19 protein-coding genes are annotated in these 20,262 nt (G+C 64.4%); 15 read left to right on the forward strand and 4 right to left on the reverse strand.

The features are described from left to right. Window positions 1–31 precede the first annotated feature (31 nt). The 8 genes from V473_RS05550 to V473_RS05585 are packed head-to-tail and all read left to right on the forward strand — an operon-like array spanning window position 32 to window position 7,862. Window positions 32–955, forward strand: coding sequence for a DUF7064 domain-containing protein (locus V473_RS05550; RefSeq protein WP_066601345.1), 924 nt, complete (start codon window positions 32–34; stop codon window positions 953–955). 1 nt (window position 956) lies between these two features. Beyond that, the gene (locus V473_RS05555) at window positions 957–2,138 is read left to right on the forward strand and encodes a phosphotransferase family protein (RefSeq protein WP_242496015.1); all 1,182 of its coding nucleotides are present in this window, start codon (window positions 957–959) and stop codon (window positions 2,136–2,138) included. Window positions 2,139–2,141: 3 nt separating this feature from the next. After that, window positions 2,142–2,654 (forward strand): hypothetical protein, encoded by a 513-nt coding sequence (locus tag V473_RS05560; RefSeq protein WP_066601348.1) that lies wholly within the window; start codon window positions 2,142–2,144, stop codon window positions 2,652–2,654. A gap of 41 nt (window positions 2,655–2,695) precedes the next feature. Beyond that, window positions 2,696–3,625: a DUF7064 domain-containing protein gene (locus tag V473_RS05565; RefSeq protein WP_066601349.1), complete on the forward strand. Its 930-nt coding sequence runs from the start codon at window positions 2,696–2,698 to the stop codon at window positions 3,623–3,625. A gap of 14 nt (window positions 3,626–3,639) precedes the next feature. Then, window positions 3,640–4,812, forward strand: coding sequence for a phosphotransferase family protein (locus tag V473_RS05570; protein WP_066605142.1), 1,173 nt, complete (start codon window positions 3,640–3,642; stop codon window positions 4,810–4,812). A 3-nt stretch (window positions 4,813–4,815) separates the two neighbouring features. Beyond that, a complete protein-coding gene (locus V473_RS05575; protein WP_066601350.1) occupies window positions 4,816–5,322 on the forward strand; it encodes a hypothetical protein in 507 nt (168 codons plus the stop codon). Then, window positions 5,319–6,734, forward strand: a complete 1,416-nt coding sequence (locus tag V473_RS05580; protein WP_066601352.1) for an MmgE/PrpD family protein — start codon at window positions 5,319–5,321, stop codon at window positions 6,732–6,734. The genes V473_RS05575 and V473_RS05580 overlap by 4 nt, the downstream gene beginning before the upstream one ends. Before the next feature lie 33 nt (window positions 6,735–6,767). Continuing rightward, window positions 6,768–7,862 (forward strand): alcohol dehydrogenase catalytic domain-containing protein, encoded by a 1,095-nt coding sequence (locus V473_RS05585; protein ID WP_066601353.1) that lies wholly within the window; start codon window positions 6,768–6,770, stop codon window positions 7,860–7,862. 304 nt (window positions 7,863–8,166) lie between these two features. Here V473_RS05585 and V473_RS05590 read toward each other — a convergent pair whose 3' ends face one another. The 4 genes from V473_RS05590 to V473_RS05605 are packed head-to-tail and all read right to left on the reverse strand — an operon-like array spanning window position 8,167 to window position 12,842. Then, window positions 8,167–9,369: an acetyl-CoA C-acyltransferase gene (locus V473_RS05590; protein WP_066601354.1), complete on the reverse strand. Its 1,203-nt coding sequence runs from the start codon at window positions 9,367–9,369 to the stop codon at window positions 8,167–8,169. Window positions 9,370–9,382: 13 nt separating this feature from the next. Then, complete coding sequence (locus V473_RS05595) at window positions 9,383–10,255, reverse strand: alpha/beta fold hydrolase (protein WP_201785478.1); 873 nt, start codon at window positions 10,253–10,255, stop codon at window positions 9,383–9,385. 3 nt (window positions 10,256–10,258) lie between these two features. Beyond that, the gene (locus tag V473_RS05600; RefSeq protein WP_066601355.1) at window positions 10,259–11,785 is read right to left on the reverse strand and encodes a class I adenylate-forming enzyme family protein; all 1,527 of its coding nucleotides are present in this window, start codon (window positions 11,783–11,785) and stop codon (window positions 10,259–10,261) included. Next, on the reverse strand, window positions 11,778–12,842 hold the full coding sequence (locus V473_RS05605) for an amidohydrolase family protein (RefSeq protein WP_066601361.1): 1,065 nt from the start codon (window positions 12,840–12,842) through the stop codon (window positions 11,778–11,780). The genes V473_RS05600 and V473_RS05605 overlap by 8 nt, the downstream gene beginning before the upstream one ends. Window positions 12,843–13,082: 240 nt before the next feature. Between V473_RS05605 and V473_RS05610 the strand changes: the two genes are divergently transcribed. The 7 genes from V473_RS05610 to V473_RS05640 are packed head-to-tail and all read left to right on the forward strand — an operon-like array spanning window position 13,083 to window position 20,262. After that, window positions 13,083–14,201, forward strand: coding sequence for a thiolase C-terminal domain-containing protein (locus V473_RS05610; RefSeq protein WP_148648327.1), 1,119 nt, complete (start codon window positions 13,083–13,085; stop codon window positions 14,199–14,201). A 2-nt stretch (window positions 14,202–14,203) separates the two neighbouring features. After that, complete coding sequence (locus V473_RS05615; protein ID WP_066601364.1) at window positions 14,204–15,355, forward strand: thiolase C-terminal domain-containing protein; 1,152 nt, start codon at window positions 14,204–14,206, stop codon at window positions 15,353–15,355. Window positions 15,356–15,366: 11 nt separating this feature from the next. Further along, window positions 15,367–16,293 (forward strand): OB-fold nucleic acid binding domain-containing protein, encoded by a 927-nt coding sequence (locus tag V473_RS05620; protein ID WP_066601365.1) that lies wholly within the window; start codon window positions 15,367–15,369, stop codon window positions 16,291–16,293. Next, a complete protein-coding gene (locus V473_RS05625; RefSeq protein WP_066601368.1) occupies window positions 16,290–17,123 on the forward strand; it encodes an N-acyl homoserine lactonase family protein in 834 nt (277 codons plus the stop codon). The genes V473_RS05620 and V473_RS05625 overlap by 4 nt, the downstream gene beginning before the upstream one ends. Window positions 17,124–17,132: 9 nt before the next feature. Continuing rightward, window positions 17,133–17,930, forward strand: coding sequence for an enoyl-CoA hydratase/isomerase family protein (locus V473_RS05630; protein WP_066601369.1), 798 nt, complete (start codon window positions 17,133–17,135; stop codon window positions 17,928–17,930). 4 nt (window positions 17,931–17,934) lie between these two features. After that, window positions 17,935–19,125 (forward strand): acyl-CoA dehydrogenase, encoded by a 1,191-nt coding sequence (locus V473_RS05635; RefSeq protein ID WP_066601370.1) that lies wholly within the window; start codon window positions 17,935–17,937, stop codon window positions 19,123–19,125. A gap of 12 nt (window positions 19,126–19,137) precedes the next feature. After that, complete coding sequence (locus tag V473_RS05640) at window positions 19,138–20,262, forward strand: acyl-CoA dehydrogenase family protein (protein ID WP_066601374.1); 1,125 nt, start codon at window positions 19,138–19,140, stop codon at window positions 20,260–20,262.

Below are 20,262 nucleotides of genomic sequence, written 5' to 3' on the forward strand. Positions count from 1 at the left end.
CCTTCTCGCGTCCGTGCATTGAGGAAAGATTATGGAACTCACCACCGCCTATATGACCGAAAATTGTGAGCGCCACATTTCCAATCCCGCTATCCCGAAATGGAGCCAGAGCTACTATTTCAACTTTTATGACCGGCAGGCGAAATTGGGCGGGTTCATTCGCTTCGGCTTCATGGAGAATATGGGCGAAACCAACGGCTTCGCGATTTTCTTCATGGACGGAAAGCCGCTCTTCACCCGCGTCAACATGAATCTGCCTTACACCCAGGATCGTCCGGTAGGCGGGGTGACCGTGGCGGGTGTGCGCGTCGAGGCGGTGCGGCCGTCGCAGACCTGCCGGATTACCATCGATACCGAGGATTTCGGCGTCGACCTCTGCTGGGATCAACGCTTTCCGATGGGCGACAGCATCGTGCCGGGCAATGAGGACGATGCGATCGCGCGGGAACTGGCCTATATCCATCTGGAAGGGGCCTGCGACGTCACCGGCACGGTGCGCCTGCGCACTGGACAGACCATCACGATCAAGGATGCGGGCTTTCGCGACGTCAGCTGCGGCCCGCGCAACTGGGCCGGGGTGCAGCATTACCGGCTGGCATGGCCGATCTTCGACAATGGCATGTCCTGCGTCGCGGTCCATGCCATCACCGAGCAGGGTGAGGGCTATCAGAAGATCCTGCACGACGGGCAGCGCTGGCATCATATCGGTCGTGTCGAGGAGGTGATCGAATACGAGCCCGACGAGATGGGCTTCAAACATGTCCACTGGAAGGTGTGGGACGAGGATGACCGCTTGTGGGAGTTTACCGCCAAGCCGTTGTTCCGCTGGCAGTTTCCCTTCGACAGTTTCGTGATGGTCGAACAAATGATGGAATATCGGCTGAGCGACGGGACGGTTGGCTACGGCATGGGCGAAGGCGGCTTCCGCTTTCCCTGGGAAGGCAATGGCAATTGACATGAGCGAGATCATCGACGCGCCGCCGATCGACAGGATCGATATCTGGAACCGCGACGACATGGAGCCGCGCATCCGGGAGATACTCGACCGGACCGTGCGGGACCGGGTGAAAGGCCCCTATGCGGCGAAGACCGATAGCGAGGTCATCGCCATGCTGGAGCGCTATTTCGCCAGGACCGAAGGGCTGGAAGCGATCGGCATTTCCGACGTGGCGCGCATGGCGGGCGGCGCTTCGAAGGAGCAGTTCGCCTTCACCTTGCGGCATAAGGGCGACGGGGTGGGGGAGCGGCTGGTGCTGCGCATGGACCCGCTGGAGGCGATTTCGCAAACCTGTCGCGGTCGCGAGGCGCAGGTGCATGTGGCGTTTGCGGGCATATTGCCGGTCGCATCGGTCCGCAGCGTCGATGCGGACGGCGAGATAATGGGCCAGCCGGCGATCATACTGGGCTTCGTCAATGGCGTGACCGAACCGAGCGAAGGCACGGGGCATGGCGTGTCGGGCATCGGCACGCGCTATGACGATTGGGCCGCCAAGCTGGCGCCGCAATTTATCGACGCGCTGGCGCAGGTGCATCGGTTCGACTGGCGCTCCGCCGACCTGTCCTATTATGCGGCGCCCGAAGCGGGGACGCGACAGGCGGCGATCTGGCAGGTCAACTGGTGGTCGCAGGTCTGGTGGGACGGCGTCGTCCAGCCGGTCGCGATGGTGACCTATGCCGAACGCTGGCTGCGCGAACATGCGCCGATCTGCGACGCGCCCGTCATGTGCCACAGCGATCTGCGGCTGGGCAATTTCATGTTCGAGGAACCAAGCGGCAAGTTCACCGCCGTACTGGACTGGGAACTGGCGCATATCGGCGATTTCCACGAGGATATCGCCTGGGCCATCCAGCGCCTTTTTGGCACTTGGACGGACGATGGCACCTTCCTGGTGTGCGGGCTGATCGCGCGGGACGAGTTCCTGCGCGCCTATGAAGCCGCGTCCGGCAATCGCATCGATCCGGTGAAGCTGCGCTATTATGAGGTGCTCAACGCCTATAAATGCGCGGTGATCGACCTGGGCCAGGCGATGCGCGCCGCGACGCAGAGCAATAATCACCAGGATATCATCCTCACCTGGCTCGGCTCCGCCGGCGCCGTGTTCCTGGAACAACTCGTCATGCTCATTCGGGAGGCCTGATCCATGTTGCCCAATATCGACCTGCGCATCGCGAACATGATCAAGGCGCTGGAGCAGGTGGTCCTGCCCGCGCTGCCGCGCGACCAGCGCCTGGCCCGCGATCAGGCCATGCTGGTGGCCGGTCACTTGCGCATGATGGGCGAACAATGGAAGTCCGCGCTCCGTTACGAGCAGGTGGCGCTTGACGATTTGCAGGGACTCGCCCGGCAATTGCTGCCCGCTGCGTCGGCCTTGCTGGCGGACGATCTGAAAGCCGCGCTGGCCATGGCGCAGGCGTGCGATCGCGCCAGCGTGACCGCGATCGAACGGGCCAATATCGACCTTGGCCACGCCGTCGATGCGGTCATTCTGGGCGGAACGGATCATGCGCCGCTGCCGCCCGCCTCGATCGACGCGCTGCTCGACTATGCGCTGCGCCATGCCCGGCGGGAGCGAAGCTGGTTCAAGGCTAACCGGCTCGACCCCGACCAGAACGACCTGCCTGACCTGGAGACGATGCTGGCTGACGCTGACTGAAGGCGCAGCCGAAGAACAGAAAATACAAGGAGAAGCCGAAGATGCCTGAAACCACAGAGCCGTTCGCCGACTATCCCGTCAAAAACGCTTATCGCCATAAAATGGCGGACGATGGCCGGGAATCCGCGACCCACCAGTTCGTCTTGCCGCAATATGGCATTGCCGGCTTCTATTATCCCACGGTGCGCGCCAACGGCCATGCCAAGGGACGCCTTCACCTGTTCGGTCCCGGCCTAAGCGCGCCGATCGAGGAGGAAGTCGAGCAGATGGTGTCGGACGACATGGACTTTGACGATTGGCGCTTTGGTCCCTTGCTGATGGCTGTGCGCGAGCCGTTCAAAACGATCGATCTGGGCTGGGTGGGCGATCGCATCCAGTTCGAAGGGCAATGGAGCGCGATTCATCCGCCCTATGCCTTCAGTATGCATCCCAAAGGCAACCCGCCCTATTATGGTGATGATCGCACCGAGCAGCATGGCAGGATCAAGGGCAATCTGCGTATCGACGGAAAGGATTTCGCGCTCAACGATTTCATGATCCGCGATCATAGCTGGGGGCCGCGCGTCTGGGGCCTCAACCAGCATTATAAATGGTTTCACGCCACCACGCCGAGCGTGTCGGTGCATTTCTTCGAGATGATGTCGTTCGGCAAGGTCGAAACGCGCGGATATCTGTTCAAGGACGGCGTCATGCAGCATGTCCAGAACATCGACTATGACATCGATTATGACGACGACATGATGCAGGAGCGCTTCCGCGTCACCGTCACTGACAGCGACGGGCGGTCGGTCTTCGTCGATTGCCGGGCTTTCGCGAAATATCAGCTCGACCTGGACCCGGCCGTACTGTTGAACGAAGCCGTGGTTACGGCCACGGTCGACGGAGAACAGGGCACCGGCTGGTGCGAATTCTGCTGGAACCGCGACTATCTCACATTCGCCAGGCCCTATGTTCGGCGCTTCGCCTGGTGAAGGAGGATATCGCCATGCCGATGACGCTTGCCAGCCGCGAGGACGTGGACGTCTGGGACAGGTCCGAGATGGAACCGCGCATCCGCCATATATTGGAACGAACGGTTCGCTTGCGCGATACCGGTCCCTATCGACCCAAGTCCGACGCCGAGGTGATGGCGATGCTCACCGGATTCTTCGCGGCCAAGGGGCTGGAGGAAATTGCGATCAGCGACGTCGAACGCATGTCGGGCGGCGCATCGAAGGAGCAGTTCGCCTTCACGCTGAACCATCGCGAAGACCCGCAAGGCGAGCGGCTGGTGCTGCGGATGGACCCGCTTGAGGCGATCGCCCAGACCTGTCGCGGCCGGGAAGGGGAAATCCAGGCGATCATGGGCAACCACATGCCGGTCGCGCCGGTTCGGTGGTTCGATGCAGATGGCGATCTGTTGGGGCAGCCGGCCGTCATTCTGGGCTTTGTGCGCGGTGTGACGCAACCCAGCGAGGGCGGAAGCGGCGGTGTGTCCGGCATGGGGGGGCGGCTGGGCAGCCTGATCGACAGGTTGGCGCCGCAATATATCGACGCGCTCGCCACCACCCATCGTTTCGACTGGTCGCGGGCGCGGCTGCGCTTCTTCGACGCGCCGCGCGGTGGTGGCAATCAGGCGGCGATCTGGCAGGTCAACTGGTGGTCGCAGGTCTGGTGGGATTGTCTGGTGGAACCCGTGCCGGTCGTCGCGCTCGCCGAGCGGTGGCTGCGCGAAAATGCCCCGGTGTGCGATCGGCCGATGCTGGTGCATGGCGACCTGCGCATGGGCAATTTCATGTTTGAGGAACCGAGCGGCAAATTCACCGCCGTCCTCGACTGGGAACTCGCCCACATCGGCGATTTTCATGAGGATATCGCCTGGACCATGCAGAAACTGTTCGGCGCCTGGGGCGACGACGGCGTCTTTCTGGTCAGCGGCCTTCTGCCCCGTGACGATTTCGTCACGCAATATGAGGCTGCTTCCGGCAATCGGATCGACCCGGTCAGGTTGCATTATTATGAAGTGCTCAACGCCTATAAATGCGCGGTGATGGATCTGGGGCAGGCCATGCGCGCCTCGATCGCCAGCAACAATCACCAGGAAGTCGTGCTGACTTGGCTTGGCTCCGCTGGCGCCGTTTTCCTGAGCCATATCGTCCAACTCATTCGGAAGGGCTGACCCATGCTGCCGAGTATCGATTTGCGCATCTCGAACATCATCAAGGCGCTGGAACAGGTGGTCCTCCCGGCGCTGACCGGGCGCGAGCGACTCGCCAGGGACCAGGTCAATCTGTGCATCGGTCATTTGCGGATGATCGCGCAGCAATGGCGATGGGCGGCAGCATTCGAAGCCGGTTCCTTTCAAGCCATGATCGCGCTGGCGGAGGAGATGCAGCCTGTGGTCGATCCCGGCTATGCCGAGGAACTGGCGCAGGCGATCGCATCGGCCAAGGCGGTGGAAGGGCGAGATCTGGCAGAGGTCGAACATGCCATCGTTGCGCTGGGCGGCCTGATCGACCGCATCATCCTGGGCGAAGATGGCAAGGTGGCGCTGGCCCCCGCCGTCTGGGAAGCCGTGCTGGACTATGGCGAAAAACAGGCGTTGCGCGAACGCACATGGTTCGCCGCCACCGGCCTGGACCCCGACCGGCAGGAATTGCCGAGCATCGCGGGGATGATGGCGGGATGAAGCACGAAAACCCCGTCCTGCCAGAGCATGATCCCGCCGGCGCGCTGGCGCAGATGGTCGCGGATACGCGCTACGCCGACTTGCCGGCTGGCGTGATCGATCTCGCCAAGCGGGCGATCCTGGACACGCTGGCGGTGACGATCGCGGGTTCGGGCTGGGAGGTCAGCCCCGCCATCGCCGATCAGGTGGCGGAATGGGGCGGGGCGCCGCAGGCGACCGTGCTGGTCCATGGGCATAGGGCGCCAGCGCCGATGGCGGCGTTCGCCAACGGGGTGATGGCCCGCGCCATCGACATGGGCGACGTGCATGAGACGGGCGGTCATGTCACCGAATGGAATGTGCCGGCCATGCTGTCCGTGCTGGGGATCGCGGACGGGCCGGTCAGCGGCCGGGATTTTCTGACCGCTTACATCACCGGCGCGGAAGTGGGCGTGCGCGCCAGCGCGGCGCTGAACCTTGTCCGCTATCATACGACCTGGGGTATGCCGGGCGAATGGAACGGGCCGCTATGCGCCGCCGCATCGGTCGCGCGCATCCTGGGTCTGAACGCCGACGAGACATGGAACGCGATGGGCATGGCCTATACCGTTCATGGCATGTCGGAATATAATAAATATTCCGAAGGCACGCAGATGGCTCGCGTGCAGCACAGCTTCGCCGGCGATACGGCGGTCAAGGCGGCGCTGTTGACGCGGCGCGGCGTGACGGCGCCGCGCGGCATATTTCAGGGCGTGCCGAGCGGCATATTGCGACATGTCGCCTGGGACGACGTGCGGCCCGAATTGCTGACCGACGGTCTGGGCGCCCGCTGGCAGCTGGCCGAAGGGCTGTCGATGAAGCCCTATTCCGCGTGCAAATTCACCCACAGCTTCATCGCCAGCACGGTCGCCATCATGCAGGGCGAGGGGCTGGACTGGCGCGACATCGAGCGGATCGACTGCGTCGGCAGCAACAGCGCGCGCATGACATTCGAGCCAGCGGCGGCGAAATGGAACCCGCGCAGCGTTCCCGAAGCGATGTTCAGCGCGCCCTATACGATCGCGACGGCGGCGATCACCGGCGGCTTTTTCCTGCAGGATCTGCACGTCGACCGGATCATGGACGAGGAGCTGCGCGCATTGATGCAGCGCGTCCACATCATCGCCGACCCCGCCCATGTCGATCAGTTTGAGGGCTTTTCCGTCACGATCGTGCTGACGGACGGCCGCCGTTTCACCCATGTCACCCCCTATGTGAAGGGCCATAGCCGCAATCCCATGGACTGGGACGATCTGGCCGACAAGCTGGGTCGGTGCGCGCCCTTCGCCGCCGTCGCGCTGCCGCAGGCGAAGCTCGACCGGCTGGTCGCGCTTTGCCGCGCCATGGAAGAGGTGGAGGATATGCGCGACGTCCTGACCTTGATGACCGCCTGACATTCCGACCTTTTCGCAACATTGGAGAACATCATGAAGGCCGCCATTCTCAATAGCCTCGACGGCTCATTCCAGATCGAGGAGATCGACATCGATGCGCCGCGCGGCCGCGAGGTGCTGGTGGAGGTGAAGGCGTCGGGGCTGTGCCATTCCGACCTGCATTTTGCCGAGCAGGACTTCGGCGTACCCTTGCCGGCTGTTCTGGGACATGAGCTGGCGGGCGTCGTCCTGGCGATCGGCCCGGAAGTGCGCGAGTTCGTGGTCGGCGATCATGTGGTGGGATCGCTGATCCAGTTTTGTGGTCATTGCCGCGCCTGCATCGGTGGGCGGACCTATCAATGCACCCATCCGGAAGAGACGCTGCGCGACGATCCCGACCATGCGCATCGCCTGACCCGCAATGGCGAGGGGGTCGCGCAGGTGTTCGGCACGGGCGCCTTTGCGGAACGCGCGCTGGTGCATGAAAACCAGCTTGCCAAGGTGCCCAAGGAACTGCCCTTCGCCCAGGCATCGCTGCTGGGTTGCGGGACGATCACCGGCGCTGGCGCGGCGATCAATACGGCGTCGGTCCGGCCGGGCGATACGGTCGCGGTGATCGGCATCGGCGGGGTCGGGCTGAACGTGATTTCCGGCGCGCAACTGGCGGGCGCGGCGCGGATCGTCGCGATCGACATGCAGCCGAAGAAGGAAGAGCTGGCGCGCAAGTTCGGCGCGACCGACTTCATCGATGCATCCGCAGGCGACAGCGTGGCCGCGGTGCAAGCGTTGATCGAGGGCGGCGTCGATCACGCATTCGAGGTGGTGGGCATCAAGGCGACGTCGGAACAGGCGATCAAGATGGTCCGCAAGGGCGGCGGCGCCTATCTGATCGGGGTGCATTCGCCTGCCAATACGATCGACGTCAATGTCACGATCGACCTGCTGACCAATCAGGTCGACCTGCGCGGCGTCTATATGGGGTCGTCCAACATCAAGCATGACATACCGATGTATGCCCAACTATATCTGGAGGGTAAGCTCAATCTGGACGACCTGATTTCGCGCGAGATTAACCTGGCCGACATCAACGACGCCTATAAGGAATTGAAGGGCGGCGCGATCGCGCGCAGCGTCATCACATCCTTCTAAAGCCTGCATGTTGGCGAGGCAAAGCGCGTAAAGTGACAAAGTCGCCGCAAATCGCACCGGACTATGTCACCTTATGTCGCCTTTGACGGCTGCCGCAGCCTTTGGCGTTACGAGAAGGACGTTGGGAATCGTCCTGACGCGAGGCGCAGTGTCGAGGCTGACGATGTCAAAGAAGCCGCGTTGGCTTCATTGCATAAGGGAGAGGCTGTAGGACAGCGGGAATTTGATCCGATTCGATCCCGCTCAAGAGGGACGATGGCGTTGACGACATTCGCATCGCAGCGCTGCTCGTTCATGGGCCGCCTCAGCCCGGAATTTCGAACAGGCCGGCGGACCCCATGCCGCCGGCCACGCACATGGACACGATCGCCCAACGCACGCCGCGCCGCCGCGCCTCGATCAGGGCATGGCCCGCGATGCGGCTGCCGGTCATGCCGAAGGGATGGCCGAGCGCGATGCCGCCGCCATTGACGTTGATCTTTTCTGGATCGATGCCCAGGAAATCGCGGCAATAGAGATATTGGCTGGCGAAAGCCTCGTTGATTTCCCACAGGCCGATATCCTCGACCTTGAGGCAGGCGCGATCCAGCAGCTTGGGTATGGCGAAGATCGGGCCGATGCCCATCTCCTCCGGGGGGCAACCGGCCGACTGGAAGCCGCGATAGAGGCCGAGAATCTCGCGTCCCTCCGCCTTGGCCGTCGCATGGTCCATCACGATCTGGGCGGAGGCGCCGTCGGACAGCTGGCTGGCGTTGCCCGCGGTCACGAACCTGCCTTCCTTCACGATCTGGCCGTCGCGCCAGACCGGCTTCAGCCGGCCCAGCCCTTCCGCCGTGGTGTCGGCGCGGATGCCTTCGTCCACCGACAGCGTCAGCGTTTCGGTGCCCGACATGCTGCCGTCTTTCTCGACGATATTCTTGGTGACGGTGATCGGCGCGATCTCTTCCGTGAAGCGCCCGGCCGCAACGGCGGCGGCGGCGCGCTGATGGCTGATGGCGGCGATCTCGTCCTGCGCCTGGCGGCTGATGCCGTAGCGTTCGGCGACGATCTCCGCCGTTTCGATCATCGCCATATAGGCGTGCGGCTTGTGGTCCAGCACGGCCGCCGGGCGGGCGCGATGGGTGGGCGCATAGTCGCGCGTGTGGGTGATCGATTCGACGCCGCCAGCGACCGCGACATCCATGTCGCCCGCGATGATGCCGCGTGCGGCGAAGGCGAGCGCGGTGAGGCCGCCGGCGCATTTGCGATCGACCGACGCGCCGGGGATCGAATCCGGCAGGCCGGCGGCGAACACGGTGGTGCGGCCGATGTTGAAGCCCTGATCGCCCCATTGCGAGCCCGCGCCGAAGATGACGTCCTCGATCCGGGCGGGGTCGATGCCCGCGCGGGCGATGGCGGCGTTGACCGCATGACCGGCCAGCGCCGGGGCGTCGGTATCGTTGAAAGCGCCGCGCGCCGCCTTGGCGATGGGCGTGCGGGCGGTGGAGACGATGGCAGCTTCGCGCATGGACATTCTCTTTTCAGCGGATGGTTTCGAAGAAATCGGTGAGCGCGGTCAGGAAGGCGGCGCGCGATTGATGGTGCAGCCAGTGACTGGCGCCGGGGAAGCGGATCAGCCGGTGATCGGCGATGCGGGCGAGCCGGTCGGCCGAGGGTTCGGGAATCCAACTGTCCCCGCCATAGGCCAGCAAGGTGGGGCAGGCGATGGCCGCCAATATCTCGTCCAGATCGACGCCATGGGCGTCTTCGGGCGCGCGATTGCGGCAGGCGTCGTCATATTTCCAGCGCCAGCCGCCTTCGACGGTCCGGGTGACGCCATGTCGGGCGAGATGGGCGATGGTTTCTGCGTCCACACCTGGATTATGCGCCGCCATGCGCGCCGCCGCCTCTGCGACATCGGCATAGATGCGGGGCGTGCGTCGCCGGTCGCGGCGCTGGCCATCGATCCATTCGCGCAGGCGGACGGGGTAGGGTTTGGGCGCTTTCGCCTGATCGCGGATGATCGGCAATTCGACGCCCTCGATGCTGCAGAGCGATCGTACGTGTTCGGGGAAAGTAGCCGCGAAGCGCAGGGCGATGTGGCCGCCCATCGAATGGCCGACGAGATGGAGACGATCGAGGCCAAGCGCATGGACGCAGTCGGCCAGGTCGATCACATGGTTGGACAGGGCGTAGGAGCCGCGCCCGGTCCAGTCGCTGTCGCCATGGCCGCGCAGGTCGATGGCGACGACATGATGGCGGTCGGTCAAGGCGCTGGCGATCCAGTCCCAATTATATGCGTGGTCCAGCAGGCCATGCACCATGAGCACTGGAGCCGCCGCCGGATCGCCCCATGTCAGGACATGGCGGCGCGATCCGCGGATATCGACGAAGGCGGAACGGGGCGCGATCATGGGTCAGCCCGCGACCGGCTGGGGTCGCAGCGCGCGGCGCAGTATCTTGCCCGTCGGCCCCTTGGGCAGTTCGTCCAGAACGGTGACCGTGGCGGGCACCTTGTAGGCGGCCAGGTGGGTGCGGCAATGGGCGAGCATTTGATCGGGCGTCGGGTGGCGGCCGGGCTGAAACGCGACAAAGGCGACCGGGACTTCGCCCAGCATCGCGTCCTCGCGCGCGATCACCGCCGCTTCCGCGACGCCGGGCACCTGATAGAGTATCTCCTCTATGTCGGCGGGGTAGATATTCTGGCCGCCGCGAATGATGACGTCCTTCTTGCGATCCACGATAAAGGCGTAGCCGTCCGCGTCGAGATGGCCGATGTCGCCGGTTCGCAGCCATCCGTCGCGCAGCGCCATCGCGCTGTCGATCGGCGCCCGATAATAGCCCGCCATCAGGTTCGGCCCGCGCACGACGATTTCGCCGTTGACGCCGGTGGGGCAAGGGGCGCCGCCATCGTCCATGATGACCAGATCCATGCCGTCCAGCACGCGGCCGATGGTGCGTTCCCGCTCCATCGCGCCGTCGGCGCCGAGCCGGACCTCAGTCAGGGTGACGAGCGCGGTCGCTTCGGTGAGGCCATAGCCGGTGAGCAGTCGAGCGTCCGGCGCGACTGCCAGCAGCCGTTGCAGCAGGGCGGACGGCACCGGCGCGCCGCCAGTCATGATCGTGCGGAGCGAACCGAGCGAATCACGGTTGGCGGAGGGATGATCGAGGATTTTCTGCAGCATCGTCGGCACGGCGGGCAGGAAGGTGCAGCGGTGCGCCGCGATGGCGTCGATGCAGGCGGTCGCGTCGAAGCGCGCGTGCAGGACCAGCGTGCAGCCGGTCACCAGCATTGCGTTGATGCACTGGTTAAGGCCGAACGTGTTGTAGAGCGGCAAGGCGCACAGGATGACGCTGTCTCCGTCCAGGCCCAGCCAGCCCGGCGTGCTGTCATAATTGGCGGCGAGATTGGCGGCGGACAGCATGACGCCTTTCGCCTTGCCCGTGGTGGCGCTGGTGAGAAGGAGCATGGCCATCTCCTCCGGCTGGAGCGGAACGGGCGCAGGAAGGGGTGTGGCCTGCTCGATCGCGCGCGGTAGCGACCGGCGGTTCGCGTGGTCCCCCGGCGCGTCCAGCAGGATCAGCGGGCAATCCATGTCGGCGTCCAGCGCGTCGGCGAGGTCGCGGGTGGTGACGATATGGCCGAGCGCGCAGCAAGTTACGGCGTGGCGCACCTCGCCCGCGCGATAGAGGATGTTGATGGGAGTCACCACCGCGCCGAGCGCGAATAGCGCCTGTTGCGCCAGAATGAAGTCGGGCGAGGCGCGCAGCAGTAGCCCGACATGGTCGCCATGGCCAATACCCAGCGCGGCAAGGCCGCCGGCCATCGCCTGCACACCTTGCGCCAGCCTGGCGAAGCTGTGCGTCGCGCCCTCGAACACCAGTGCCGTCCGGTCGGGCGACTCGGCCGCGAGGCGAAAGATGCGGGTGGCGCGATTAGCCATTGTGCGCATCGGCCAGAGCGGGCAGCGACAGGCCATAGCTGGCGGTCGCCGTGCCGGCGAACAGGGCGTGCTTTTCCGTGGCGCTGGCGCCGGCGGCCAGCCGCTTGAAGGCGTTCCAGAGCGTGGCGTAGGAATACATCGCCTTGTCGACGGGGAAATTGCTTTCGAACATGCAGCGGTCCGCGCCGAACAGGGCGATGCAGCGGTCGACATAGGGGCGCCATGCGTCGGCCAGTTCGATCGAAGATGGCGGCGCGTCGCGTTCATGCCAGCGCGCCCCGCAGATGATCATGCCGAAGCCGCCGATCTTGACGCGAACATTGGGGCAGCGGGCAAGATCGGCCATGTCCTGCGACCAGCGCTCGAAATTCTCGTCCGCGCGCCCTTCATAGGGGCCGACGCCGATGATGCAGCCGATATGGTCGAGGATGATGGTCAGGTCGGGCATGGCCCGCGCCAGCGCTATCAGTTCGGGGATCTGCCGGTGATAGAGCATCGCGTCATAGACGAGGCCCGCCGCCTGCACCCGCGCGAGCCCGGCGCGGTAGGCCGGGTCGGCCAGCATCCCTGCGGGAGAGGGGCGCAGCACGATGCCGTCGGGGAAGAGTTCGTCGCGGGACACCGAATGGCGGATGCCGCGCAGTCGGCCGTCGGCGGCGTCCATATGGGCGGCCAGCACCTCCTCCACCGCATCGCCCAGCATCAGGTCGGCATGGGCGACGATGCCCGCGGCGACCGCGGTGGCCGCGCCGCGTCGCGCCGCCTCCGCAGCGATGGCGGCGACCGCTTCGGTCTCGCCCACCGGCGTCAGATGGCGCGGCCCGCCTGCGCGATAGGCATAATGGGCCTGGACGAAGACGGTCGCATCGATCCGGTGGCCTTCGCCCAGATCGGCCAGCAATTGGTCGAGCAAATAGGGGATGCCCGCTTCCACCCACAGATGATGATGCGGGTCGATGATCGGCAGGTCGGGATCGATGGCCTCTTCGCGGGCGTGGGCCAGCCACGCCGGATTCGGCGCCGGATAGCGATAGCGGCCCGTTACGTCCAAACCCATATCCTACCTCTCCATTTTGCTTTGCCCGATAATGTTTCGGATAAAAGTAAAAAGCAATCTCCTTATTCCATCATCATAATCGCCAATTTCGCCGGGGAATAGGCCATTTTCATCCCCATCAGTAAAATCCGACTAATCGTCGAATTATCTTGACTAGGGCATGGAGGGCGGCATAACCAGGGCTACAACGCCGTTCACCGCTTCAAGCATGGGAATGGTGCTGGGATGAGGAATGCACTGATGGCGCTAAGCAAGGTGGGGGTCGTGGCGACCGCCCAGACAGAATTTCGACCTGCCTGGAACAATGCCCAGCATATCGATCTGATCTCTTCGGTGGTCACGTCGGTATTCAAGGGTTCAGGCCTGACGATCGATGATGTGGACTTCATCATCGATTCCGGCAGCGACGTGCTCGATGGCCGGTCCATTTCCAACTGCGGTTTTCTCGGCGCGCTCGGCGCGCACCACAAGGAAGAAGCGCGCGTCGAGGAAGACGGTCTTTGGGCGGCGCTCTACGGCGTTAACAAAATCCGCTCCGGCTCGTCCTCGGTCGGTCTGATCGTGGCCTATAGCAAGCCGTCGGAATCCAATGTCGACCTCTATTGGAACGCGCAGGTGGAGCCCTTCTACCAGCGTCCCGTCGGCTTCGGCCAGCGCGCCGCCAACGGCATATTGGCGCAGCGTTATCTGGCAGAAAGCGGGCTTTCGCGCCGCGATCTGGCTGACCTTGTCGCCGAACGCTGGGCCGCTGCCGCAACGTCGGGCAAGGTGGCGATCGACGACCTGCCTGACGCAGATGCGGTGCTCGCCGCCGAGGAAGGCGCCGCCCCGCTCACCGAACTGATGTTCGCCCGACCCGTAGACGGCGCGGTCGCCGTGCTGATCGCGCGGGAAGATATTGCCCGGCGGGTCAGCCGCAATCCCGCCTTCATCACTGGTATGGGCACGTCGATGGACACGCACAGCCTCGCTGCGCGCGAGGCCGGCCGACTGTCGTCCGCCGCCACGGCGGCCGCCATGGCCTACCGCAATGCCGGCTGGACGTCGGCGGATGCGGACATTGCCGAAATCAGCGGATCGTCGGTGATCGGCGAATTGCTGGCGATCGAGGCGCTGGGCCTGGCGGAAGCGGGCAAGGGCCTGTCGGCAGCGCGCGACGGCAAGGTCGCGATCAACCGGTCGGGCGGCGCCTTGCCCGCCGATCCGATCATGGCGACCGGCCTTGTTCGCCTGGCGGAAGCCAGCCGGCAATTGAGCCAGCCGGAACTGTTCGGCGGCGGCGCCCCCCGCCGCGCCATCGTCCACGGCGCTGGTGGCGTCGCTATGCAGAACAACTGCGTCTTCACTCTTGAGGTTTGATTATGGGCCGTCACGTTGGAATTGTCGGGGTCGGGCAGACCCATCATGCGCGCCGCCGGACCGATGTCAGCCAGGCAGGGCTGGTGCGCGAGGCGGTGGACCGCGCTCTTGCGGACGCCAAGCTGAGCATGGAGGATATCGACACCGTCGTCGTCGCCACCGGGCCGGTCTTGTTCGCCGCGGTGAACCAGCCGGAAAAATGGGTGGTCGATGCGATCGGCGCGCAGGGCAAGTCGGTGGTCCGCCTGACCAGCGGCGGCGGTGCGGGCTTCGCCGGGGCGCTGGCCGGCTATTATCAGGTTGCGGGCGGCTTCTCCGAACGCACTTTGGTGGTCGCCTATGACAAGCTGTCCGAAGGGCAACTGCAATATTCGATCTCCACCCTCTACGATCCCTTCTGGGGCCGGGAGTTCGCAGTCGGCATCATGGGCTTTTCCGCCGCCTACTGGCGCGCCCGCATGGATGTGCTGGGCCATACGGAGGAAGCCGCCGCCATGGTCGCGGCCAAAAACCGCAAAAATGCGATCGCCAACCCCTATGCGCATGTGAAGAAGGAGGTGTCGGTCCAGGACGTCCTCAATTCCAAGCCGCTCTGCTGGCCGATCAAACTGCTCGACGTGCCGCCCATTTCGGATGGCGCCGCTGCGATCGTGCTGTCGTCGGAAAAGATGGCGCATCATTCGACCAGCCGCCCGGCCTGGATCAGGGGCATGGCCTATTGTTGCGAAGCGGATAATGCGCCCGAACGGTCGCTGATGCTGTCGGAGCCGTTGGCGATCGCCAGCCGCCAGGTCTATCGCGCCGCCGGCATCACCAATCCGCGCCGCCAATTCGACGTGGTCGAGGTGCAGGAGCCATATAGCTGCTTCGAACTCAATTATTATGAGAGCCTGGGGCTTTGCCCGCCCGGACAGGCGGCCGAGCTGATGGCGTCCGGCGCGACGCAACTGGACGGCGACATACCCGTGAATCCGTCGGGCGGCTGCATGGGCGCGAACCCCATCGGCGCGGTCGGCGTGATCCGCCTGATCGAGGCGGCGACGCAGGTCATGGGCAAGAATGAAAGCCACCAGATCAAGGACGCCAAGACCGCGCTTGTCCAATCGGGCGGCGGTTGGGCCAATCTGCGCGGTTGCGCCGTTCTGAGCGCATAAGGAGAGACACGATGTTTTCCGCACCGGACAGTTATCCGATCGACCTGCCGACTTTCCACAGCGAGATCAACCTGCCCTATACGCTGACGCCAGGCCGCGCGGCGGGCACTTTCCTGGCGGAGGTCAAGAACCGCAGGATCGTGGCGTCGCGCTTCGCGTCGGGGCAGGTCGTCGCACCCGCGCAGGATTTCTCCTCCACCGGCGGCGAAGAACCCGAAGCCTTTGTCGAAGCGCCCCATACAGGCGTGCTGACCGCCTTTACCCGCGTCGATGGCCAGGTGATCGGCTTCATCCGGCTCGATGGCTGCGACAATGATTTCCCGCACCGCATCCTCGCCGAACTGGACGACCTGTCGATCGGCCAGCGGGTCGAGGCGGCATGGGACGACAGCGTCGAACAGTCGATCCTGGCCGTCAAGGGTTTCAAACCCGCACCCGACGCCCCGCTCGGTACGGTCAAGCCGCTGGAGACGATGGAAGAGCCGCTGGGCGTCATCCCCTATGCTATGAAGCTGGACTATGAACATGCCTATGGTCCCTATTATGGCCGCATGTTCGATGAAATCCGGGAGAATGGCCGCTTCATGGGCGTGCGATCGCCCGGCAGCGACGTCGCTTTGCTGCCCCCGCGCGAGATTGACGATGTCGCGCACAGTCGCACCGGCACCTGGAAGGCGTGTGAGGACACCGGGACAATCCGCGGCTGTTCCATCATCAACATGGAAGTCTATGGCCAGACCCGCAAGGTGCCCTATGTCTATGCGGAGATCGTGCTGGACGGCGCATCGACCCGCATGATCCATGTGATCGAGATCGACAGCCTGGAAGAGGCCAAGGAGAAGATCAAGCCGGGCACCCGTGTCCGCGCCGTGTGGACGCAGGGCGAGCGCAAGGGCCGCGTGTCCGACATCGAACGCTTCGAGGTTATCGAGGAGTGAGCCACTATCGCATCACTTCCCTCCAGCTGGGCGAGCTGTATCTGCCGCATGGCGGATCGGTTATGCGCGATCCGGTGCATTGCTGGCTGGTCCGGGGGGAGGGCCGCACTATCCTGGTGGATAGCGGGATGGCGGACATCCCGACCATCCACAAGCGGTTGCGAGTGCAGGGCACAGGCGGCGGTCATCCGGCGCTGATCGCGGCGCTCGCGGCGGAGGGGCTGACGCCGACCGACATCAGCCATGTCGTCCTGACCCATATGCATTTCGATCATGCCGACAATCTCGACCTGTTCCCCGATGCTTGCGTCGTCGTGCAGCGGGCCGAGTTGCTGGCGGCGGTCGATCCCGTGCCATCGCAGCGGATATTCTATTGGAAATCGACGCTCGACAATCTGATGGCGCGCAAACGCCCGGCGCAATTGATGCTGCTGGACGGCGACCATCAGTTGTTTCCCGGCATCCGCCTGCTGTCCCTGCCCAGCCATACCGAAGGGATGCAGGTCGTCATCGTCGATACGGCGAAGGGCAGGGCGGCGATCGTATCGGACCTTGGCGACCATTATCGCTACTGGTTCCCCGCCGACGCCCGCGCCACCAGCCATCCGCAACGGTCGCTGACCGGCGCCTATCTGACCGGCAACATCCGCAGCGAGAGCGAGCGCGACTGGCAGCGAGCGATGCGCCGCGTGCAGGACAATAGCGACATCGTCATTCCCGCCCATGATTTCCGTATTCCGCGCAACATTCCCGAACAATGGTTCGCGATCCCCGATTCCACCGACGGCGACCTGGCGCATGAACCGCCTGAGCCGGCCGCTTCCGCATGAGGATGCCCCATGGTCTATAATAATCTGCTCTACGACGTCAGCGACCGGATCGCGACGATCACGCTGAACCGGCCCGACGCGATGAATGCGACGACCGACGAACTCTATCAGGAATTGCAGGATTTGCTGGGCAAGGTCGCGGCCGACCGGGACGTTGGCTGCATCATCCTGACCGGCGCGGGGCGCGGTTTCTGCGCCGGCGCGGACCTCAAGGCGCGCAAGGACGACATGACGCCGCTGCAACGGCGGACCCGGCATCGCTGGATATTGAAGGATATATTGGAGCCGCTGTTCCGCATCGAAAAGCCGGTGATCGCGGCGGTCAACGGTGCGGCGGCCGGGGCGGGGTTCAACATCGCGCTCGCCTGCGACTTCATCGTGGCGAGCGAGAATGCGAGCTTCATCCAGGCCTTCGCCCGCGTTGGGCTGGTCCCGGACCTGGGCGGGCTCTACCTGCTGGGCCGGGTGATCGGCATCAACAAGGCCAAGGAGCTTTGCTATACCGCCCGCAAGGTGTCGGCGCAGGAAGCGGCGGCGCTGGGCATCGTCAATCATGTGGTGCCGCATGACGAACTGCTGGAGCGCGCCCGCGCCATCGCGGCCAAGATCACCGCCGGATCGCCGACTGCGATCGGCATGACCAAGACGCTGCTGAACAAGGCCAGCAACGCCACGCTCGATCAAATGCTGGAATATGAAAGCTATGCCCAGACAGTCGCCTATCTGACGCCGGAATATGAGGAAGGCGTGCAGGCGTTCCGTGAAAAGCGCGCGCCCGATTTCGCCGCGGCCGCCTTGAGGGGCTAGAATCATGGATTTCAGCTATAGCCCGCAGGAAGAGGGGTTCCGCGCAGACCTGCGCGCCTGGCTGGCCGATGCGCTGCCGTCGGGCTGGGGCGAGACGGTGTTCGAACCGGAGGATGAGGACGAACGGGCGATGTTCCGCCTCGCCTGGGAGAAAAAGCTCCATGCGGGCGGGTGGAGCGGGATCAACTGGCCAGTGGAATATGGCGGGCGCGGCGCCACGCTGGTCGAGCGCGCGATCTTTGCCGAGGAGATGGCGCGGGTAGGCGCGCCCGAAGGGCTGAACATCATCGGCCATAATCTTGCCGGGTCCACCATCCTGCGGCACGGCACCGAAGCGCAGAAGCAATATTTCCTGCCCCGCATCCTGTCGTCGGACGATGTATGGTGCCAGGGTTTTTCGGAACCCAATGCCGGGTCCGACCTGGCGTCGGTGCGCACGCGGGCCGAGCGACGGGGCGACAGGTTCATCGTCAACGGCCAGAAAATCTGGACCAGCTTTGCGCAATATTCGCAATGGTGCTTCGCGCTGGTGCGCACGGACCCCGACGCGCCCAAGCATAAGGGGCTGAGCTTCCTGCTGATCGACATGAAAAGCCCTGGCGTCTCGATCCGCCCCTTGCGCCAGATTTCGGGCGAATGCGAATTCAACGAAACCTTTTTCGACGATGTCGAAGTGCCGGTCGCCAATATTGTTGGCGACATCAACGACGGGTGGCGCATCGCGATGACGACGCTGGCCTATGAACGCGGCCCGGAAGATGCGCTGGGGCGTCAAATTCGGTTCAGCCAGGAACTGGACAAGCTGATCGGCACGGTCGCCGCGACGCCAAGGGGCGACGCCATGCTGATCGACGATCCGATCGTGCGGCAGAAACTGGCGCGTGCGGTGACACAGGTCGAAGTCATGCGCCTGAATGCGGTGCGGACATTCAGCAAATATCTGAACGGCGATGATCGCGGGCCGGACGCCTCCGTCATCAAACTCTATTGGAGCCATGCGGCGCAGAATATGTATGAGGCCGCGATGGACATATTGGGACCGACGGCCCCCATCGCCGCGCCCGATCCGCTGAGCGCGGGCGGCGGGCGGTTCCAGCTGAGCTATCTCCAGTCCAAAGCCTTCACCATCTATTCCGGCTCCTCGGAAATCCAGCGTAACATCATCGGCGAGCGTATGCTCGGCCTGCCGCGTTAGGGGGACGGCGCCATGAATTTTGGCTTCAACGAAGAACAGAAGAGCCTGGGCGAAACCGTCGCCGCGCTGCTTGCTGACTTCCCCGCGCTGACCGGGCCTGACCCGGCGCAGGCGCGCGATCCGGCGGTCTGGCGGGCGCTTGCCGACCTTGGCCTGTTCGCGCTGCTGGTGCCCGAAGCGCAGGGCGGCGTAGGGCTGACGCTGGTCGATGTTGCGTTGGCGATCGAGGCGCTGGGCGCGGGGCTTGCGCCACCGATCGCGGCGTCCACGCTGATCGCGACCGACATCATCGCGCGCGAAGGCACGGCGGCGCAGCGCGAAACGCTCTTGCCGCGCATCGCGACCGGAGACGTGCGGATCGCGCTGGCCGTGATGGAGGACGGGCAGGGGTACGACCCGGCGCAGGTGCGCACCATGATGGGCGGCAATGGCGTGACCGGTGTCAAGATATTGGTGCCGGACGCCGACATTGCCGACATGATCCTGGTCGTGGCGCGCGTCGATGACCGTGTCGGGCTGATCATGCTTTCGCGCGATGCGCGGGGAGTGGCCATCCGCCATCATGCTGACATTGATCCGTCCAGCGGCCTGTGCGAAGTGACGCTGAACGGCGCGGCGGTAATGGACGGGGCGTTGATCGGCCATGCTGGGTCGGGCGATGTCATATCCCGACTGATGGACGCCGCCGCGATCGTCTATGCCGGCATGGCGATGGGCATCGCCGCGCGGATGCTGGACGCATCGGTCGACTATGCGAAGACGCGGGTGCAGTTCGGCCAGCCGATCGGCGCGTTCCAGTCGATCAAGCATCGCTGCGCCGACATGGCCGTGGCGGTAGAGGCGGGGCGTTCGGCGGCCTATTACGCTTTCTGGACCGCAGCGGAAAATGATCCCGATCGCAGCCGCGCCGCATCCATGGCCAAGGCCTATTGCGGGGAAATCGCGCGCGACGTCTGCAACGAAACGGTGCAGATCCATGGCGGCATGGGTTTCACATGGGAATTGGGGCTGCACCGCTTCCTGCGCCGGGCCAAGGTGATGGAGCATGGCTTTGGCAACCATGTCTGGCATTATGAGCGCATCATGGCGCAAACGCTGGCCGCGCGTGCCGTCGTTGCGGATGCGCGTGCGGCCTGA

Source organism: Sphingobium cupriresistens LL01 (genome assembly GCF_001046645.1).
Taxonomy (GTDB): domain Bacteria; phylum Pseudomonadota; class Alphaproteobacteria; order Sphingomonadales; family Sphingomonadaceae; genus Sphingobium; species Sphingobium cupriresistens.

What these genes read in the sequence shown, in the direction of transcription:
- V473_RS05565 (WP_066601349.1), top strand. Translation starts at nt 2,696, where the DNA reads ATGCCTGAAACCACAGAGCCGTTCGCCGACTATCCCGTCAAAAACGCT.
- V473_RS05560 (WP_066601348.1), top strand. Translation starts at nt 2,142, where the DNA reads ATGTTGCCCAATATCGACCTGCGCATCGCGAACATGATCAAGGCGCTG.
- V473_RS05555 (WP_242496015.1), top strand. Translation starts at nt 957, where the DNA reads ATGAGCGAGATCATCGACGCGCCGCCGATCGACAGGATCGATATCTGG.
- V473_RS05640 (WP_066601374.1), top strand. Translation starts at nt 19,138, where the DNA reads ATGAATTTTGGCTTCAACGAAGAACAGAAGAGCCTGGGCGAAACCGTC.
- V473_RS05635 (WP_066601370.1), top strand. Translation starts at nt 17,935, where the DNA reads ATGGATTTCAGCTATAGCCCGCAGGAAGAGGGGTTCCGCGCAGACCTG.
- V473_RS05580 (WP_066601352.1), top strand. Translation starts at nt 5,319, where the DNA reads ATGAAGCACGAAAACCCCGTCCTGCCAGAGCATGATCCCGCCGGCGCG.
- V473_RS05575 (WP_066601350.1), top strand. Translation starts at nt 4,816, where the DNA reads ATGCTGCCGAGTATCGATTTGCGCATCTCGAACATCATCAAGGCGCTG.
- V473_RS05620 (WP_066601365.1), top strand. Translation starts at nt 15,367, where the DNA reads ATGTTTTCCGCACCGGACAGTTATCCGATCGACCTGCCGACTTTCCAC.
- V473_RS05600 (WP_066601355.1), bottom strand. Translation starts at nt 11,785, where the DNA reads ATGGCTAATCGCGCCACCCGCATCTTTCGCCTCGCGGCCGAGTCGCCC.
- V473_RS05585 (WP_066601353.1), top strand. Translation starts at nt 6,768, where the DNA reads ATGAAGGCCGCCATTCTCAATAGCCTCGACGGCTCATTCCAGATCGAG.
- V473_RS05605 (WP_066601361.1), bottom strand. Translation starts at nt 12,842, where the DNA reads ATGGGTTTGGACGTAACGGGCCGCTATCGCTATCCGGCGCCGAATCCG.
- V473_RS05610 (WP_148648327.1), top strand. Translation starts at nt 13,083, where the DNA reads ATGGCGCTAAGCAAGGTGGGGGTCGTGGCGACCGCCCAGACAGAATTT.
- V473_RS05595 (WP_201785478.1), bottom strand. Translation starts at nt 10,255, where the DNA reads ATGATCGCGCCCCGTTCCGCCTTCGTCGATATCCGCGGATCGCGCCGC.
- V473_RS05550 (WP_066601345.1), top strand. Translation starts at nt 32, where the DNA reads ATGGAACTCACCACCGCCTATATGACCGAAAATTGTGAGCGCCACATT.
- V473_RS05570 (WP_066605142.1), top strand. Translation starts at nt 3,640, where the DNA reads ATGCCGATGACGCTTGCCAGCCGCGAGGACGTGGACGTCTGGGACAGG.
- V473_RS05615 (WP_066601364.1), top strand. Translation starts at nt 14,204, where the DNA reads ATGGGCCGTCACGTTGGAATTGTCGGGGTCGGGCAGACCCATCATGCG.
- V473_RS05630 (WP_066601369.1), top strand. Translation starts at nt 17,133, where the DNA reads ATGGTCTATAATAATCTGCTCTACGACGTCAGCGACCGGATCGCGACG.
- V473_RS05590 (WP_066601354.1), bottom strand. Translation starts at nt 9,369, where the DNA reads ATGCGCGAAGCTGCCATCGTCTCCACCGCCCGCACGCCCATCGCCAAG.